12 protein-coding genes and 1 tRNA gene are annotated in these 16,695 nt (G+C 74.5%); 3 read left to right on the plus strand and 10 right to left on the minus strand.

Going from position 1 to position 16,695, the window contains the following annotated elements:
• The first annotated feature begins 2 nt into the window (after window positions 1-2).
• Window positions 3-2,615 (plus strand): glycoside hydrolase family 9 protein, encoded by a 2,613-nt coding sequence (locus CCE02nite_RS15785; protein WP_141390588.1) that lies wholly within the window; start codon window positions 3-5, stop codon window positions 2,613-2,615.
• A gap of 66 nt (window positions 2,616-2,681) precedes the next feature.
• Here the strand turns inward: CCE02nite_RS15785 and CCE02nite_RS15790 are convergent, their stop codons facing one another.
• The 7 genes from CCE02nite_RS15790 to CCE02nite_RS15820 all read right to left on the minus strand — a co-directional run bounded on the left by CCE02nite_RS15790 (window position 2,682) and on the right by CCE02nite_RS15820 (window position 13,199).
• On the minus strand, window positions 2,682-3,179 hold the full coding sequence (locus CCE02nite_RS15790) for an acyl-CoA thioesterase (RefSeq protein ID WP_141390589.1): 498 nt from the start codon (window positions 3,177-3,179) through the stop codon (window positions 2,682-2,684).
• A gap of 171 nt (window positions 3,180-3,350) precedes the next feature.
• On the minus strand, window positions 3,351-5,138 hold the full coding sequence (locus tag CCE02nite_RS15795; RefSeq protein WP_141390590.1) for a dynamin family protein: 1,788 nt from the start codon (window positions 5,136-5,138) through the stop codon (window positions 3,351-3,353).
• Entirely contained in the window at window positions 5,135-7,159 is a 2,025-nt protein-coding gene (locus tag CCE02nite_RS15800; protein WP_141390591.1) for a dynamin family protein, read from the minus strand. The genes CCE02nite_RS15795 and CCE02nite_RS15800 overlap by 4 nt, the downstream gene beginning before the upstream one ends.
• A gap of 246 nt (window positions 7,160-7,405) precedes the next feature.
• Window positions 7,406-9,088, minus strand: a complete 1,683-nt coding sequence (ettA, locus tag CCE02nite_RS15805) for an energy-dependent translational throttle protein EttA (protein WP_141390592.1) — start codon at window positions 9,086-9,088, stop codon at window positions 7,406-7,408.
• Window positions 9,089-9,223: 135 nt separating this feature from the next.
• The gene (locus CCE02nite_RS15810; protein ID WP_141390593.1) at window positions 9,224-9,889 is read right to left on the minus strand and encodes a single-stranded DNA-binding protein; all 666 of its coding nucleotides are present in this window, start codon (window positions 9,887-9,889) and stop codon (window positions 9,224-9,226) included.
• A gap of 44 nt (window positions 9,890-9,933) precedes the next feature.
• Window positions 9,934-11,520: a P-loop NTPase family protein gene (locus tag CCE02nite_RS15815; RefSeq protein ID WP_174774924.1), complete on the minus strand. Its 1,587-nt coding sequence runs from the start codon at window positions 11,518-11,520 to the stop codon at window positions 9,934-9,936.
• Complete coding sequence (locus CCE02nite_RS15820) at window positions 11,517-13,199, minus strand: GTPase (RefSeq protein ID WP_141390594.1); 1,683 nt, start codon at window positions 13,197-13,199, stop codon at window positions 11,517-11,519. The genes CCE02nite_RS15815 and CCE02nite_RS15820 overlap by 4 nt, the downstream gene beginning before the upstream one ends.
• A 133-nt stretch (window positions 13,200-13,332) precedes the next feature.
• Between CCE02nite_RS15820 and CCE02nite_RS15825 the strand changes: the two genes are divergently transcribed.
• A tRNA-Arg gene (locus CCE02nite_RS15825) sits at window positions 13,333-13,408 on the plus strand.
• 468 nt (window positions 13,409-13,876) lie between these two features.
• Here CCE02nite_RS15825 and CCE02nite_RS15830 read toward each other — a convergent pair.
• From CCE02nite_RS15830 to CCE02nite_RS15840, 3 genes are all read right to left on the minus strand, one after another.
• Entirely contained in the window at window positions 13,877-14,092 is a 216-nt protein-coding gene (locus CCE02nite_RS15830) for a hypothetical protein (protein WP_141390595.1), read from the minus strand.
• A gap of 237 nt (window positions 14,093-14,329) precedes the next feature.
• A complete protein-coding gene (locus tag CCE02nite_RS15835) occupies window positions 14,330-14,632 on the minus strand; it encodes a DUF6221 family protein (RefSeq protein ID WP_141390596.1) in 303 nt (100 codons plus the stop codon).
• Between the two features lie 108 nt (window positions 14,633-14,740).
• Window positions 14,741-15,172 (minus strand): PPOX class F420-dependent oxidoreductase, encoded by a 432-nt coding sequence (locus CCE02nite_RS15840; protein WP_141390597.1) that lies wholly within the window; start codon window positions 15,170-15,172, stop codon window positions 14,741-14,743.
• A 252-nt stretch (window positions 15,173-15,424) separates the two neighbouring features.
• On the opposite strand from CCE02nite_RS15840, the gene CCE02nite_RS15845 reads away from it, so the two are divergent.
• Window positions 15,425-16,642: a toxic anion resistance protein gene (locus tag CCE02nite_RS15845; protein ID WP_087471651.1), complete on the plus strand. Its 1,218-nt coding sequence runs from the start codon at window positions 15,425-15,427 to the stop codon at window positions 16,640-16,642.
• Window positions 16,643-16,695 lie beyond the last annotated feature (53 nt).

Raw genomic sequence — 16,695 nt, forward strand, 5'->3', positions numbered from 1 at the left:
CCATGCACCCACGACCCACCGCGGTCCTCGCCACGGGCGCCCTGCTCGTCGCGAGCCTCGCGGCCACGACCCCGGCCTCGGCCGCGCCGAGCCCGGCGGCGAGCGCAGCGCCCGCCCCCGCAGCGACCGCCACGTCGGCCGCGGAGCCGAACTACGCCGAGGCGCTCCAGAAGTCCCTGTTCTTCTACGACGCCCAGCGCTCGGGCGACCTCCCCGACGACTTCCGGGTGAGCTGGCGCGGCGACTCGGCGCTCGACGACGGCGCCGACGTGGGGCTCGACCTCACGGGCGGCTGGTACGACGCGGGCGACCACGTGAAGTTCGGGCTGCCCATGGCCTTCACGACGACGATGCTCGCCTGGGGCGCCATCGCGAGCCCCGACGGGTACGCGGCATCTGGCCAGCGGGACGAGCTGCTCGACTCGCTGCGCTGGGTCAACGACTACTTCATCAAGGCCCACCCCGAGCCGGACGTGCTCTACGCGCAGGTCGGCGACGGCGACGCGGACCACAAGTGGTGGGGACCGGCCGAGGCGATGCCGATGGCCCGGCCGGCGTACAAGGTCGACCGGTCGTGCCCCGGGAGCGACGTCGCGGGCGAGACCGCGGCGGCCATGGCGGCGTCGTCGATCGTCTTCGCGGACTCCGACCCCGCCTACGCGGCCGAGCTCGTCGAGCACGCGGAGCAGCTCTACGACTTCGCCGACACCTACCGCGGCAAGTACTCCGACTGCGTGCCCGTGGGCGCGTTCTACAACTCGTGGTCCGGCTACCAGGACGAGCTCGTGTGGGGCGCGTACTGGCTGTACGAGGCGACGGGGGACGCCGCGTACCTCGCGAAGGCCGAGCAGGAGTACGCCGGTCTCTCGCGCGAGAACCAGACGAGCACGCCGTCGTACCGCTGGACGATCGCGTGGGACGACAAGACGTACGGCGCGTACGCGCTGCTGGCCCAGGCGACGGGCAAGCAGAAGTACGTCGACGACGCGAACCGGTGGCTCGACTTCTGGACCACCGGGCACCAGGGCTCGCGCGTGCGGTACTCCCCCGGCGGGCAGGCGTTCCTCGACTCGTGGGGCTCGCTGCGCTACGCCGCGAACACGGCGTTCGTCGCGCTGACCTACGGCGAGTGGCTGCGGGATCGCGGCGACACGACCCGCGCGCAGACCTACCAGGACTTCGGTGAGCGCCAGATCGGCTACGCGCTCGGCGACAACCCGCGCGGCGCGTCGTACGTCGTCGGGTACGGCGAGGGCTCGCCGCAGAACCCGCACCACCGCACCGCGCACGGCTCGTGGCTCGACTCGCTCACCGAGCCCGCGGCGACGCGGCACGTCCTGTACGGGGCGCTCGTCGGCGGCCCGGGTGCTCCGGACGACACCTACACGGACAGCCGTTCGGACTACGTCGCGAACGAGGTCGCGACCGACTACAACGCCGGCTTCACGTCGGCGCTCGCGTTCCTCGTCGGCGAGCACGGGGGTGCCCCGCTCGCCGACTTCCCGCGGCCCGAGACCCCGGACCAGGACGAGTTCTTCGTCGAGTCGCGCCTCAACCAGCCCGGCACCGCGTTCACGGAGATCAAGGCCGTGCTGCGCAACCGGTCCGCCTTCCCGGCGCGCGTGCTCGACGACGTCCGCCTGCGGTACTGGTTCACGCTCGACGACGGCGCCGACCCGGCGACCCTGCGCGCCACGACGAACTACTCCGAGTGCCCCGGCGCGACCGCGAGCGTCGGTCACGCGGGCGGCGACCAGTACTTCGTCGAGATCGACTGCTCGGGCTCGGTCGTCTACCCCGGCGGCCAGTCCCAGCACCGCCGCGAGGTGCAGTTCCGTGTGACCGCGAACGTCTGGGACGCCTCGGACGACTGGTCCTTCGCGCAGGTCGGGACCGGCGACAGCCTCACCAAGAACGCGCGCATCACCCTCTCCGAGGGCGACGAGCTGCTGTGGGGCACCGAGCCCACGACCGGGCCGGTCGAGCCGGACACCACGCCGCCGTCGACGCCCGGGACGCCGACGGTCTCGGGCGTCACCGCGACCGGGGCGTCGGTCACGTGGGCACCCTCCTCGGACGCGGGCAGCGGCGTCGCCGGGTACGACGTGCTGCTCGACGGCGTCCGGGTCGCGACCACGCCGGGCACCGGCCAGGCCCTGACCGGCCTCGCGCCCGAGACGACCTACCGCGTCGCCCTCGTCGCGACCGACCGCGCCGGGAACGCGTCGGCACCCGGTCCGGCGGCGATCTTCACGACCCCGGCGACGTCGACGGGTCCCGCGCCCGGCGCGTGCGCCGTCCGGTGGTCGTCGAGCGACTGGGGCTCCGGCGGGACGGTGACCCTCCGGCTCACGAACACGGGGACCACGCCCCTGGACGGCTGGACGCTCGCGTTCGCCCTCCCGTCCGGGCAGACGGTGACGAACGGCTGGAGCGCGACATGGACGCAGTCCGGCGCCGACGTCACCGTGCGGTCCGCCGCCTGGAACGGCACCCTCGCCCCGGGGGCGTCCGTCGAGGTCGGCGCGAACGTCGCGCACGGCGGGGTGAACACGCCGCCGACGGGCTTCACGCTGGTCGGCGCGTCGGGCGGGGCGCCGTGCGCCGTGGGGTGAGCCCGCGGGGCAGCCGCGGATGATCGTCGCCCGCGCCGGGACGCTGCTCCCCGGCGCGGGCGACCGTCATCTCCGGCGGCGGAAGGTCAGCGGCTCCTCGACGAACGGCTCCCACGCCGCACGCTCGGTCTCCGTGATGCGGCGGGGCGCGCCGGTCGACGCGTCGACCACGACGATGGTGGTGACCGCCTTCGCGTAGGGGGCGCCGCCCGAGGTGGGGCCGGTGCGCTCGAAGCGGGCTGCGCCGTCGTGCACCTCGTAGCAGACCTCCAGGCTCGCGCCGCCCAGGTGCCCGATCCACAGCTCCACCCGCACGGGCGTCCGCGTGAAGCCGAGCGGGCGCAGGTACTCGATCTCCTGCCGCGCGACGAGCGTGTGGCTCGTCGCGGCCGGACCGGTCTCCAGGACCGCCGTGGGCCAGGCGTCCTCACCGGCCTCGGGGTGGGTCCAGAACGCCGTGATGCGCGCGTCCTCCAGCAGCCGGAACATCTCGACGTTGTTCACGTGGGCGTACGCGTCGAGGTCCGACCACCGCAGGGAGACGGGGACGTGCAGGCGGGTCATGGAGGGTCCTCTCGCTCGACGGTGGCACACCCATTCTCCCCTCCCCCACCCCCTCGCCGCCGCCGGCCGCCGGCCGCCGGCGAGAACGACACCACCCGCCGTCGAACACGACATGGGGGTCGTCATGGGCCTGTGAACGACCCTCATGTCGTGTTCGGCGGCAGCGGGTCGTCAGGAGGCCGCGACGAGGGCCGCGGCGCGACAGCTCGCGAGCGCGGACAGCTCCTCGCCCACCGGGAGCCGTACGAGGCGGTCCGCGACCTGCCCGACGGCGTCGCGCAGGCGGCGTCGGGCCCGGGCCGCACGGCGACGCCCGCCGACGGACGCGGCGGCGCGCGAGAGCAGGGCGACGAGGACCCCGACGACGATGCCTCCGAGCGCGAGCAGGGTCGGCCACGGGAGCTCGGGGGCTCCCGGCCCGCCGAGCGTGAGCACGGGCGTCGGCGGCTCGGGCAGGCGCAGGTACGTGAAGCCCCACAGCGCGGCGAGCCACAGCAGACCGACCACGAGCGCCGCGAGCACGACCCACTGCAACGCGCCCACGACGCGCCACCACCCGGGACGGCGCGACGCCTCGAGCTCCGTCCCGGCCACCGCCTGGTCGAGCGCGTCGGGGAGGTCCGCGGCTCCTTCGGAGGCCCGACGGCGCACGGCGAGCGCCCAGTCGTCGGGAAGTCCCGCGGTGGCCTCGGAGGCGTAGTCGCGCACGGCCGTCTGCGCACCGGCGCGCAGTGCCGCGCCGACCGCGGGGAGCGACGTCCGGGCGAGCTCGGGGCGCACCCCGGCCTCGCCTGCCCCGAGCTCCTTCGCGGCCCTCGCGCGGGCAGACCCCGGCGCGGGACCGGCCCGCAGCCCGATGCGCCGCAGCGGGTCGGGGCGGAACCGCCCGACCCAGCGTGTGACGGGCCATCCGGTCGCGGCACGCGCGTCGCGGACCGCCGAGCCCCGCACGGCCGCGACGACCGTCGGCACGCCCGCGGCGGCCTCGAGCGCGTCCACGAGGCCGTCGCGCGCCCGGCGTGCGGCCCGCTCCGGGACGGGTTCGCCGCACGCGACGGCGACGCGACGGGCCACGGCGCGCACGTCGGCGGCGAGCCGGTCGTTCGCCGCACGCCGTCGCGCCGCGGCGTCCGCGAGCAGGCCGCGCAGCTCGTCCAGGCCCTGGCCCGTGCGCGCCGAGACCCCGAGGACGCGCGCGTCACCGAGCCCGTCCTCGGCGGCGAGCCGGCGCAGGTCTGCGAGGCACGCGTCCGCGTCGGCGGGCGAGAGCCGGTCCACCTGGTTGAGCACCAGCACGACGACCGAGCCGTGCCCCGCGAGCGGGCGCAGGTAGCGCTCGTGCAGCGCGGCGTCCGCGTACTTCTGCGGATCGACGACCCACACGAGCAGGTCCGCCCGCTCGACGAGGCGCTCCGCGCGCACGCGGTGCTCGACGACGACAGAGTCGTGGTCGGGCAGGTCGAGCAGCACGAGGCCGCTCGTGACCTCTGCGGCGCGCCGGCCCTTGAGGAGCCCGCGGAGCCCGCCGCCCGCCCGCGCGTCGTCGGGGTCGCCCGACGTGAGCGGCGTGCCCATCTCGTGCCGGCGTCGCACCTCCAGCCAGTCGAGGAGGGCCCCGGCCCCCGCCGCCCCGTGCGTGGTACCGGGCGGAGTGGCGCTCGCCGGGTGCGCCGCCCCGCCGGTGCCCCACACGGCCGCCAGCGGGTGCGACGTCGTCGGCCGCTGGATCCCGACTCGGGCCAGGTCGTCCCCGGCCAGCGCGTTGAAGACCGACGACTTGCCCGAGCCCGTCGCGCCGGCGAGCGCGACGACGGTGTGGTCGGCGGAGAGGCCCGCCCGCTCGCGCGCACGCGCGACGACGGTGCGCGCGTCGGCGAGCAGGTCGGCGTCCACGCGCCCGTCGCCCGCGCGGACGGCGGTCTCGAGGGCGGTCGTGCGCGCGGCGAGGTCGATCGTCATGCGCGCTCACCGCCCAGGAGCCGCCGCCAGAACCCGGGGCGCGGCGCAGGCTCCGACCCGTCTTCGCCGGGGGCGGCGAGCGGCGCGTCCTCCGGCGTCGCACGCCACCCCGCACCGCGCAGGAGCCGCGCGGCGTGCCGTCCGACCGCGGTGCGTCCCGCGTCGGGGCCCGTGCCCCGCGCGGAGCGCTCGACGCGCGCCGCCGCCTCGACCGCCCGCGCGGCCTCGCGCACCGAGCGCGCCGTCTCGTCCGCGTCGGCGGTACCGAGCGCGTCGAGCTGGGCCGTGTAGCGCCTTGCCTCGTCGTCGAGCACGGCCCGCACCCGCTCGGCGAGGCGCTCGCGCGCGGTCCGCGTGAGGCGTCGTACCGCGTCGTCGCCGAACACGGCCTCGAGCAGCTTCTGCGCGAGGATCGCCGTCCCTCCGGCGATGCCGACCTCGGCGCCCGTGAGGCCGCCCGTCGACGCGAACACCACGACCATGAGGCTCAGCCCCAGGCCGTTGATCCCGAACGACAGCGCGCGTGCCGCCCCGCGCTTGCCCGCGCCCTGCTCGCGCACCAGGTCGAGGACGTCCGACTGCCAACCCCGGATCTCCTCGGCGACCCGCGCCCGCACGCCCGCGGACGACCGCGACAGGTCGAGCCCGTCCAGCAGGGCCGTGCCGGCGGGGTCGGCGCGCCACCCGCCGTACGCGCGCTCCGCGGCCGCGTCGGTGGCGTCGAGCACGACGGCCTCCAGCCCGTGCGCGATCGCCTGCTCCACCTGCGGCGCCTGCGCGGGTCGCCCGCGGAAGAACGCGGCGACGGCGTCGCGCACGCGCCCGACGCCCTGTTCCACCGACCGGAACAGCTCGCTCGTCCCCACGTAGTCCTGCCAGCGCGCGAGCACCTCACCGCGCAGGAGCGCCCCGTCGCTCGTCGCGGCGTCCACGGTCGTCGCCGCCTCGTCGTACGCGCGCCCGACGACGGCCCGCAGCCGCGCGTCGGACGTCGCCTGGGCGTCGGCCGCGCCCGCCACGAGCACGGCCCGGCGCACGAGGTCGTCCACGACCCCGTCGCGCGTCGCGGTCGCGACCCGGTCGCGGGCGTCCCCGTCGGCACCGAGCGCGGACAGCCACGACGCGACCTCGGCGACCGAGGGCTCCGGGAGGAAGCCGTCCACGAGCTCGGACTCCCCCACGGCGAACAGCGGCGCGGCGTCCAGGCCGTTCTCGTCCATCATGCGGCGCAGGTCGTCGGCCACGGCCTCGGCGCCCGGGTCGACCCGGTCGAGCACGATCGCGACCTGCGCGCGACGCTCGGCCGCGCGGTGCAGCAGGTCCCACGGGACCGCGTCGGCGTAGCGCGCGGCCGTCGTGACGAAGAGCCACAGGTCCGCGGCCGCGAGGAGCTGGGCGGCGAGCTCGCGGTTCGCGGTCTCCACGGAGTCGACGTCGGGCGCGTCCACGAGCGCGAGCCCTTGCGGCAGCGCGTCGCTCGCCACGAGCCGCAGCGTGCGCGTCGGGTCGGGCGGCGACGCGGTCGCGGTCCCGCCCGGGGACGCGTCCCCGCGCGGGCCGTGCTCGCTCACGCGTGCAAGGCCCGGCAGGACGCGGTCGGTCGAGAACCACCGCTCGTCGAGCGGGTGGTGGACCAGCACAGGGGCGCGCGTCGTGGGGCGGAGGACCCCAGGCGCGGACACGTGCTCGCCGAGCAGGGAGTTCACGAGCGTCGACTTGCCGGCACCGGTCGACCCGCCGACGACGACGAGCAGCGGCGCGGAGTGCGACCGCAGGCGCGGCAGCAGGTAGTCGTCGAGCTGGTGCACCGCCAGGTCGAGGTCCTCGCGCGCGGCGGCCGCGCCCGGCAGGTCCAGCGGCAGCCGCGCGGCCGCGAGCCGTCCCCGCAGGATCTCCAGGGACTCGACGAGCCCGGCCGTCGCCGCGGCGCCCGCGGCGATCCCGCCGGGGTGCGGGTCGTCGGCCGTCGGCTCGGTGACGTCGCGGAACGCGTCGTCTCCGGGGTCACCGCTGGCCGTCATGCCGCCAGTCTGCCGCAACGCCGCTGGTCAGGCCCGGTGTGACACGGTCGGGGCTCCGGACCGCCCGCACGGGTCCGGGCAACGGCCTGCTGAGGTGCCCGACGCTCGCCGCGTGAGAGCAGCTCACGGCGTCGGGCTCGGCGTCGCGTCGGGTCACCACGTCTTCCCGTCTCCGAGCCGCCCCGTGCGCACGGACGCCGGGCGGGAACGCGTCCCGCCCGGCGTCGCGTGCTCGACCGGCCTCGCTCAGTCGCGCGTGAGCTTGCGGTAGGTCACGCGGTGCGGACGCGCCGCGTCGGCGCCGAGGCGCTCGACCTTGTTCTCCTCGTACGAGGCGAAGTTGCCCTCGAACCAGTACCAGTTCGCCGGGTCCTCCTCGGTGCCCTCGTACGCGAGGATGTGCGTCGCGACGCGGTCGAGGAACCACCGGTCGTGGGACACCACGACGGCGCAGCCGGGGAACTCGAGCAGCGCGTTCTCGAGGGAGCCCAGGGTCTCGACGTCGAGGTCGTTCGTCGGCTCGTCGAGCAGCAGCAGGTTGCCGCCCTGCTTGAGCGTGAGCGCGAGGTTGAGGCGGTTGCGCTCGCCACCCGACAGGACGCCCGCGGGCTTCTGCTGGTCCGGGCCCTTGAACCCGAACGACGCGACGTACGCGCGCGACGGGATCTCGACGTTGCCGACCTTGATGAAGTCGAGCCCGTCCGACACGACCTCCCACAGCGTCTTCTTGGGGTCGATGCCGCCACGCGACTGGTCGACGTAGGAGATCGAGACGGTCTCCCCGACCTTGAGGTCGCCGCCGTCGAGCGGCTCGAGCCCGACGATCGTCTTGAACAGCGTCGTCTTGCCGACGCCGTTCGGGCCGATGACGCCGACGATGCCGTTGCGCGGCAGCGTGAAGCTCAGGCCGTCGATGAGCTGACGGCCGTCGAAGCCCTTCTGCAGGTTCGTCGCCTCGAGGACCAGGTTGCCCAGGCGCGGGCCCGGCGGGATCTGGATCTCCTCGAAGTCGAGCTTCCTCGTGCGCTCCGCCTCGGCCGCCATCTCCTCGTACCGGGCGAGGCGGGCCTTCGACTTGGTCTGGCGGCCCTTGGCGTTGGACCGGACCCACTCGAGCTCCTCCTTGAGGCGCTTGGCGAGCTTCGCGTCCTTCTTGCCCTGGACCTGGAGGCGCTCGCCCTTCTTCTCGAGGTACGTCGAGTAGTTGCCCTCGTAGGGGTACAGGCGGCCGCGGTCGACCTCGCAGATCCACTCCGCGACGTGGTCGAGGAAGTACCGGTCGTGGGTGACGGCGAGGATCGCGCCGGGGTACGTCGCGAGGTGCTGCTCGAGCCACAGCACCGACTCGGCGTCCAGGTGGTTCGTGGGCTCGTCGAGCAGCAGCAGGTCCGGCTTCTCGAGCAGGAGCTTGCACAGCGCGACGCGGCGACGCTCACCACCGGAGAGCACCGACACGTCGGCGTCCGGCGGCGGGCAGCGCAGCGCGTCCATCGCCTGCTCGAGCTGGGAGTCGAGGTCCCACGCGTCCGCGGCGTCGATGGCCTCCTGGAGCGTGCCCATCTCGGCGAGGAGCGCGTCGAAGTCGGCGTCGGGCTCCGCCATGAGCGCCGAGATCTCGTCGAAGCGCTGCTTCTTGGCGAGGATGTCCGCGACGGCCTCCTGGACGTTGCCCAGGACCGTCTTCTCCTCGTTGAGCGGCGGCTCCTGGAGCAGGATGCCGACGCTGTAGCCCGGGGAGAGCCGCGCCTCGCCGTTCGACGGCGTGTCCAGGCCGGCCATGATCTTGAGGATCGTGGACTTCCCGGCGCCGTTGGGGCCCACGACGCCGATCTTGGCGCCGGGCAGGAAGTTCAGGGAGACGTCGTCGAGGATGACCTTGTCTCCGTGCGCCTTGCGCGCCTTGTACATGGAGTAGATGAACTCAGCCACAGCCTGTCGTTCCACCGTTTCGGTCGGGAGAGGTACGGGATTCGTCGACCACTCAGCCTACGCGGTCGGGCCGCCGGGGCGCGCCCGACGGCGCCGCGACCCCCGCGGGCCGCGGCGCCGCCCGCACGGAGCCGCTCAGGCCGACGCCGGCGCGCCGGTCTCGGCGGCCCCGGCGTCCTCCCTCGTCTCGGAGTCGGCCGCGGGACCGTCCTCGGACGCACCGTGGGGCTCACCCGCGAGCGCCGCGCCGACGTCCGCGAGGGTCCACGGGTCGTCGAGCGCGCGCCCGTCGAGCGGCCCGCCCTCGAACGCGGTGCCGTCGTGCGCCGTGGCGCCCGGTCCGGCGGACGACCGGTCCGCCCCGCCCTCGCCACCGGCGGTCCCGGACGCGGCGACGCCGGTCGCCCCGCCCCGGCGCGCGCCGTCGTCCTCGCGCCGGTGGACCGTGCGCGCGAACCGGGCCTCGCCGAGGGTCAGGTCGGGGCCGAGCGCCGTGGCCTCCACGACGAGACTGGTGCGCGGGCCGTCGGGACCGTCCCACTCGTCGAGCGAGAGGCGTCCCGTGACCACCACGGGGTCGCCCTTGTGCAGGGACAGCGCGACGTTGCGCGCGACGTGCTTCCACGCCTTGACGGTGAACCACAGCGTGCGGCCGTCGACCCACTCGCCGCGCTCGCGGTCGAGGTAGCGGCGCGTCTGGGCGATGCGGAAGCTCGTGAAGTCGTTGCCCGACTGCGAGCGGAACAGCGTGGGCGTGGTCGCGACGAAGCCGGACAGCGTGACCGTGACGTCACCGGGCATGGTTCCTCCTGAGGTCGGCGGCCGGGCTGGTCCCGGCCACCGGCTCAGGGTGCTGTCGGAGCGGTGGCGCCGTCCGTCGTCGTGCCCTCGCCTGTGGACGGGCCCGTGGTCTCCGGGTCTGTGGGTAGCCGTAGCGCCCCGGTGAGCGGTGCCGCCGGCGCCTTGTCCCGGGCGGACTGCGCCAGCTCGCGGACCTGGCGGTGGGTGTCGAGGAGCGCCTGGGTCGGCTTGCCCATCGCGTCCTGCACGACCCGCTCGATCGCTCCGCGGCCGGACGCCAGCACCTGCTGCTCGCGGCGTCTCGCGAGGGTGCGGCGCACCTGGAGCGCGACGAGGAACGCGACCACCGCACCCAGCACCGCGACCGCCGCGACGATCGCACACACGGTGACGAGCGTCCGCCCGAGGTCGAGCACGCGCAACGAACCCAGCACGGCGAGCACGCCCGCGACGACCCCGACCGCGAGCGCGACCCATGCCGCGCGCCGCGTCGGGCGCGAGGACGACGGCCCGCGCGTGTCGAGGGGGATCTTCGCGAGCGCCGACCGCGTCGCCTCCGCGACCTTCCCCGACGGCGCGACGGCGTCGTCGAGCGCCCTCTGCCACCCCGGTCGCAGCGACCGTCCGGCGCGCGCGAGCCAGCGCGAGCGCGAGAGCGCGACGGCGTCGGGCTGCGGGGGCGAGAACTCGGGACGGCCGTAGCCGTTGCGCACCGCCGCGCCGACCTGGCCGGCGACGGCGGCGAGGCCCGTCGCGTCGGCGAGCGCGTCGACCTCCTCCTCGACGGCCGTGCTCATGGTCCACGGGACGTCCCCCGGGAGCTGCTCCAGCAGGAGCGCGCCGGCCCGGTCGAGCTCGCCCGCGACGCGGCTCGCGGCGACGCTGCGCCGCGCGACGGCCTGCTCGAGCAGCGAGCGCAGCTCGTCGAGCCCCTCGCCCGTACGCGCGGAGACGGTCGTGACGTAGACGCCGTCGAGCCCGTCCTCCTCGAGCAGCCGCCCCATGTCCTCGACGAGCGCCGCGCGGCGCGCCTCGGGGACGGTGTCGATCTGGTTGAGCGCGACGACCATCGACCCCTCGAGCCCCGTGGACTTCTGGAGGTACCCGGAGTGCAGCGCGTCGTCGGCGTACTTCTGCGGGTCCACGACCCACACGAGCAGGTCGACGAGCGGGAGCACCCGGTCGACGACGTCGCGGTGCGCGGGCTCGATCGAGTCGTGGTCGGGCAGGTCGAGCAGGACGAGGCCGCCGAGCGCCGCCTCGTCCTCGGCGTCGAGCTCGCCGTCGCGCGTGATCCGGCGCTCCGGGTCCACGGCGAGCCAGTCGAGCAGGGCCGTCGCCGCGCCGCTCCACGAGCACGCCGTGACGCGCGCGGTCGTCGGGCGCTTCACGCCGACGTCCGCGAAGTCGAGCCGTGACACGCGGTTGAACAGGCTCGACTTGCCCGACCCGGTGCCGCCCGCGAGCGCGACGACCGTGTGGTCGACGCCGAGCGCGAGGCGCTCGCGCACGCCCCCGATCGCGTCGCGCACCTGGGCCGCGACCGCGGGGTCGAGGCGGTCCCCCGCGAGGTCCACCGCACGCGCGAGGTCGTCGACCCGGGCGCGCAGCTGGGCGTCGTGGGACGTCACATGAGCCTCCTCAGCTCGGCGAGTCGTAGGCGCAGCCCGACGGCCGCGTCCGCGGCGAGCGCGGGATCGGCGAGCGCGGTGAGGACGGGCTCGACCTCGCGCTCGACCATCGTGGCGGCCCGGTCGGCCAGGTCGTCGCGCAGCGCCGCGATCGCGTCGTCGCCCGTGTCCGCGAGGACGGTGCGCACGAGGCGCGCCGCGTCCTCGCTCCCGGCGGCGCCCGCGAGCAGCAGGGCGGCCAGGCCGGTCTCGCCGAACGCCTTCACCGCCGCGCGGGCGGGCTCGCTCGCCGTCGGAGCGGCGAGCTCGGTCACGACCTGCTCCGCGCGGCGGGACCACTGGAGCACCTGGGTCGTGGCCGAGGCCTCGCGCCGCGCCGCGGCGTCCTCCTCCGTCGGCAGGACGTCGGAGGCTCCCGGCAGCGGCCGGTCCCCGTCGAGCGCGGCACGCAGCGCGTCGTGGGCCAGGACGCCGTTCGCGGCGAGCGTGCGGTGGGCGGCGTCGCGCGTCTCGTCGAGGAGCGGCGCGAGCACGAGGTCGCGCGCGCGTCCGCGCCGCTTGGAGGACCGGACCACGCCCCCGCGCACCTTGACGCGGTCCACGCGCTCCGCGCTCGTCACCTGGGCCCACCGCGCCTCGAGCGACCCGTGCGCGACGGCACCGTCCAGCGCGGCCTGCCGCGCGGCGTCGCGCACGGTCGGGACCGCCTTCTCCGCCGCCGAGCGCAGGTCGGCCGCGGCCTCCACCTGCTGCTCCACCGCGTCCGAGACGCCCGTGACCCACGCGGGCAGCGCACCGAGCGCGCCCTTGAGCGTGCGCACGATCACCGCGCGCGACCGGTCCGGGCCCGCGAGCATCGTCAGCCAGCGCGCGACCGGCGCCACGACCGAGCGGTCGAGCAGCCCCTCGTGCGGCCCGACGTCGGGCACGACGAACAAAGGCGTGCCGTCCATGCCGTGGTCGCGCAGGCGCTGCAGCAGGTCGCCGCGGATCGTCGTGAGCGTCTCGCGCGGGACGCGGTTGAGCACCATCGCGACGCTCGCCCCGCGCTCCTTCGCGCGCGACAACGCCTGCCACGGCAGCGCGTCCCCGTACCGCGAGGCCGTCGTGACGAACAGCCACAGGTCGGCCGCCTCGAGCAGCAGGCCCGCGGTGTCCCGGTTCTCCGACAGCAGCGAATCGAGGTCCGGGGCGTCGAGCAGGCCCGTGCCGCGCGGGACGCCGTCGTGGTCGACGACGCGCGCCACGCGTGTCACCGGACCCTCGACGATCACGTCCGCGTCGAGCGGGTTGAACGCGAGGACCGGTTCGCGCGTCGTGGGCCGCAGCACGCCGGCCTGCGACACCTCCTCGCCGAGCAACGAGTTGTACAGCGTCGACTTGCCCGCACCCGTCGACCCCGCGATCACGACGATCGCCGGCGACGACAGCTCGCGCAGGCGCGGCAGAAGGTGCTCGTCGAGCTGCGTGAGCAGCCGGCGCCGCGAGGCGTCCGACTCCGACGCGCCGTCGATCGCGAGCGGGAGGCGCACGTCCGCCACGTCGCGGCGCAGGTCGCGAGCGACGTCGAAGACCGTGACACCGAGCTCCTCGGTCGCCTGCGCGGGCCGCCACGAGCCCGGCGACCGGCCGGGCGCGGTGGGGCTCGCGTCGCTCGTGGCGGCGTCTGGGGTTCTCACTGGTTCATAGTGACGGCTGCCGGGAGCCCCGCCAAACGCACGCGCCGCACGACGCGCGACCACCCCACCTGCACGTCCGTCACCACGGCCTCCGCCTCCCGAGCACGCCCCGCGCCCACTACGATGGGCGCGCGCCTCGATAGCTCAATGGATAGAGCAACGGCCTTCTAATCCGTAGGTTGCAGGTTCGAGTCCTGCTCGGGGCACCACGCCTGTCTGCGCGAACGCGCGGCAGCAGCGCCTGAGCGGCTGACCTGCTGCGGAAGATGCTGGGCGGCACGGTGGATCAGCCCACTCTCTGCGACGCACCTCGCACCGAGCTGCGGGCGGCGCGCGAGCAGGCAGACGACCGCGGTGGGAGGCGGGACTGCGGGACGATCGAAGAGCCCGCTGCGACCGCATGGGCGCGACAGGCGATCCGTCGTCCGGAGAGAGGAGACCGAGCTCCCGCCGGCCCCGAGGGCGGAGCTCGACGGTCGTCGCCCTGCCGGGTGTGGCACTGCATGCCGTGCAAGGATCGTCGTGGTGACGGTCTCGTCGTCAAGAAGAGGCTTCGGGCCCCTTGCCGGGGCTCAGACGTGAGCCCGTAGAGGCGCTGGGCTGGCTGCAGCCGGTCCGGCGTCTCCGCGGATCGCCGGGTGGCAGCGGTCGGCATACCGGATCTGGCGCGTCCGTCGTCAGCTCATGAACACCCTGCAGTGCGGGCACACCCGCACGGATTCCTTCGCACCGAACCCCGAGATGACGCACAGGTGCTCGCACACGATGCTGACCTGGTGCGGGGTGACGGAGCCGGGGATCGCGCCCCAGGCGATGATGTGGAGGACGCGGGCGCGGGCGGGTGCGCCGCAGCCGGGGCACTCGACGCTGACCCACTTCTCGATGACACTCATGCGGAGTCCATCGTTCGACACTACGCTCACACCCGTGTCCCGGTCGTTCGGGCGAGCGGACTCAGAAGCTCGCCGAGTCGTTCGGCTCGGACGTCGCGCGTAGTCGGGTGTGGAGCCCGGTGCCCACGACCTCGCGTGCACCGTGGTCGGTGAGGCGACGCACCATGGCGGTGACTGGGCCGACAACGTCGACGTGCTGCTGCGACAGAGGCTCGACGGGGTCGGTTCCGCCCGCGATCACTCACCCCAGACGGGGTCGTAGTCCGGGTGCTCGGCGTAGGGGGTCGCGAGCGCCCTGAGGATGCGATCCCCGACGAAGGCGACACCGCTCTCGCCGCGCTCGTCCGTGTCCCGCTCCAGGTCGACTGTCATGTCGTACCCGGTGGCCTCGTAGGCGAGGGTGATGATGCGCCGTTTCACCGCGCACTCGTCCAGCACCCGTGACCTGGTCCACGAACCTCCCGAACCCACGCCCTCGTGAGCCTCCGAGGCCGCTTCGTCCTCGCCGATCCTGGCGAGCAGGAACTCGGTCAGCGTCATCTCCCCATCTTCTCACCCGACGTCCCCGCGCTCCGTGCGCGGTCGCAGCGAGCAACCCTCGCAGGTGTCGAGTCGACGGCGCCCACGGCACGGCCCGGCCGCCCGCGCTCAGCCGAACGACGGCGCCGTCGCGTGGTCGATCTCGACCAGGTACGCGTGCCGCTCCTCCCCACGTGGGTACGGGCCGCCCGTGTAGAGGAGTGAGAGGCGGTCGACGACGGCCCAGCCCGCGTCGCCGTCGAGCACCTCGACGACGCGCCCGCGCAGGGTCGCCATGACGTACGGGTTCCCGGTCCGGGTCACGGACACCGCGACGCGCGGGTCGCGCGCGAGGTTGCGGGCCTTGCGCGAGCCGGGACCGGTGAGGAACGCGAGCCGGTCCCCCTCCCAGCCGACCCAGAGCGGCACGACGTGCGGGCCGCCGTCGGGCAGGACGGTCGCGAGGTGCGCGACGTGCGGACCGGCGACGAGCGCGCGGGCCGCCTCGGGCACGTGGGCGGGTCCGGAGGGAGGTCGGGGTGCGCCGGTGTCGGGGCTCATGGCGGTACCGACCCTCGGTCGGGCGTCGACTCATCGGAACTCGACGGCGTCTCCGGACGTCGAGTCAGGCATGGGGAGTTCTCACCCTCTCGATCCCCGGAAAGGGTAAAGATCGAGCCACCCGCCGTAGATATACTCGCCCGACCGGCGCAGGCCGGTTCCGCCCGGTTCGCCCGGGTCGAGGGGGAGCTCGCGAGGGCGCCCCACCCGCCACCGACGGCGTCCGACGGCACGCACGAGCGAAGGACAGACATGACCGAGGCAGCACCGCTCCAGCCCCCCGCCCCGACGGAGACGCTCACGCTCAGCGCCCCGGAGCCCGTCAAGCCCGTCGCCACCACGCAGGCGCCGTCGCTCGCGCCGCGCGTCGACGAGGCCGCGATCCCGGGCCTCCAGTCGAAGGTCTCCTCCTACCTCGACCAGCTCCTCGCGACGGACACGCGCTCGCCCGAGTTCGCGGCGAAGGCCGACGACATCCGCAAGATGGGCGACAAGGACATCCGCGCGGCCTCCGACGTCTCGAACCGCATGCTCGAGATGCCGGTCCGGGAGCTGCGCGAGGGCGGCGTCTCCGAGAGCTCCAAGGTGAGCAAGTCGCTGCTCGAGCTGCGCCGCACGGTCGAGGACCTCGACCCCAGCGAGGCGAGCATGGGCAAGAAGTTCCTGGGTCTCATCCCGTTCGGCGGGAAGCTCCAGGACTACTTCCGCCGCTACGAGAGCTCGCAGAAGCAGCTCAACGCGATCGTCCAGTCGCTCTACAACGGCCAGGACGAGCTCCGCAAGGACAACGCCGCGCTCAACCTCGAGAAGCAGAACCTCTGGGACTCGATGGCGCGCCTCAACCAGTACATCTTCATCGCCGAGCGCCTCGACACCGAGCTCTCCACGAAGATCGCCGAGCTCGAGGCGAGCGACCCGGAGCGTGCCCAGGCCTTGCGCGAGGACGTGCTGTTCTACGTCCGCCAGAAGCACCAGGACCTGCTCACGCAGCTCGCGGTGTCCATCCAGGGCTACCTCGCGATGGACATCATCATGAAGAACAACGTCGAGCTCATCAAGGGCGTCGACCGCGCGACGACGACGACCGTCTCGGCGCTGCGCACGGCCGTCATCGTGGCGCAGGCGCTCGCGAACCAGAAGCTCGTGCTGGACCAGATCACGGCGCTCAACACGACGACGTCGAACATGATCGCCTCGACCTCGAAGATGCTGGCCGACCAGTCGGCGAGCATCCAGCAGCAGGCCGCGAGCGCGACGGTCGGGCTCCCGCAGCTCCAGCAGGCGTTCGCCAACATCTACGCGACGCTCGACTCGATCTCGACGTTCAAGACGCAGGCGCTCGACTCGATGGCGCAGACCATCGGGGTGCTCGAGACCGAGACGACCAAGGCGAACGAGTACCTCGACCGCGCGCGCCGCTCGGACCAGTCGCAGGTCGGCAACGGCTCGCTCGACATCGGGCGCCTGTGACCCTGGCGACGCACGCTCCCCGTCCTCCCGCGGCCTGACCGCCGCTCCCCGCA

The organism is Cellulosimicrobium cellulans (assembly GCF_006539945.1).
Classification (GTDB): Bacteria; Actinomycetota; Actinomycetes; order Actinomycetales; family Cellulomonadaceae; genus Cellulosimicrobium; species Cellulosimicrobium cellulans.

Bases quoted from the DNA above. Each gene is read 5' to 3' on its own strand.
- CCE02nite_RS15785 (WP_141390588.1), top strand. From the start codon at position 3: ATGCACCCACGACCCACCGCGGTCCTCGCCACGGGCGCCCTGCTCGTC.
- CCE02nite_RS15790 (WP_141390589.1), bottom strand. From the start codon at position 3,179: ATGACCCGCCTGCACGTCCCCGTCTCCCTGCGGTGGTCGGACCTCGAC.
- CCE02nite_RS15795 (WP_141390590.1), bottom strand. From the start codon at position 5,138: ATGACGATCGACCTCGCCGCGCGCACGACCGCCCTCGAGACCGCCGTC.
- CCE02nite_RS15800 (WP_141390591.1), bottom strand. From the start codon at position 7,159: ATGACGGCCAGCGGTGACCCCGGAGACGACGCGTTCCGCGACGTCACC.
- CCE02nite_RS15810 (WP_141390593.1), bottom strand. From the start codon at position 9,889: ATGCCCGGTGACGTCACGGTCACGCTGTCCGGCTTCGTCGCGACCACG.
- CCE02nite_RS15830 (WP_141390595.1), bottom strand. From the start codon at position 14,092: ATGAGTGTCATCGAGAAGTGGGTCAGCGTCGAGTGCCCCGGCTGCGGC.
- CCE02nite_RS15835 (WP_141390596.1), bottom strand. From the start codon at position 14,632: ATGACGCTGACCGAGTTCCTGCTCGCCAGGATCGGCGAGGACGAAGCG.
- CCE02nite_RS15840 (WP_141390597.1), bottom strand. From the start codon at position 15,172: ATGAGCCCCGACACCGGCGCACCCCGACCTCCCTCCGGACCCGCCCAC.
- CCE02nite_RS15845 (WP_087471651.1), top strand. From the start codon at position 15,425: ATGACCGAGGCAGCACCGCTCCAGCCCCCCGCCCCGACGGAGACGCTC.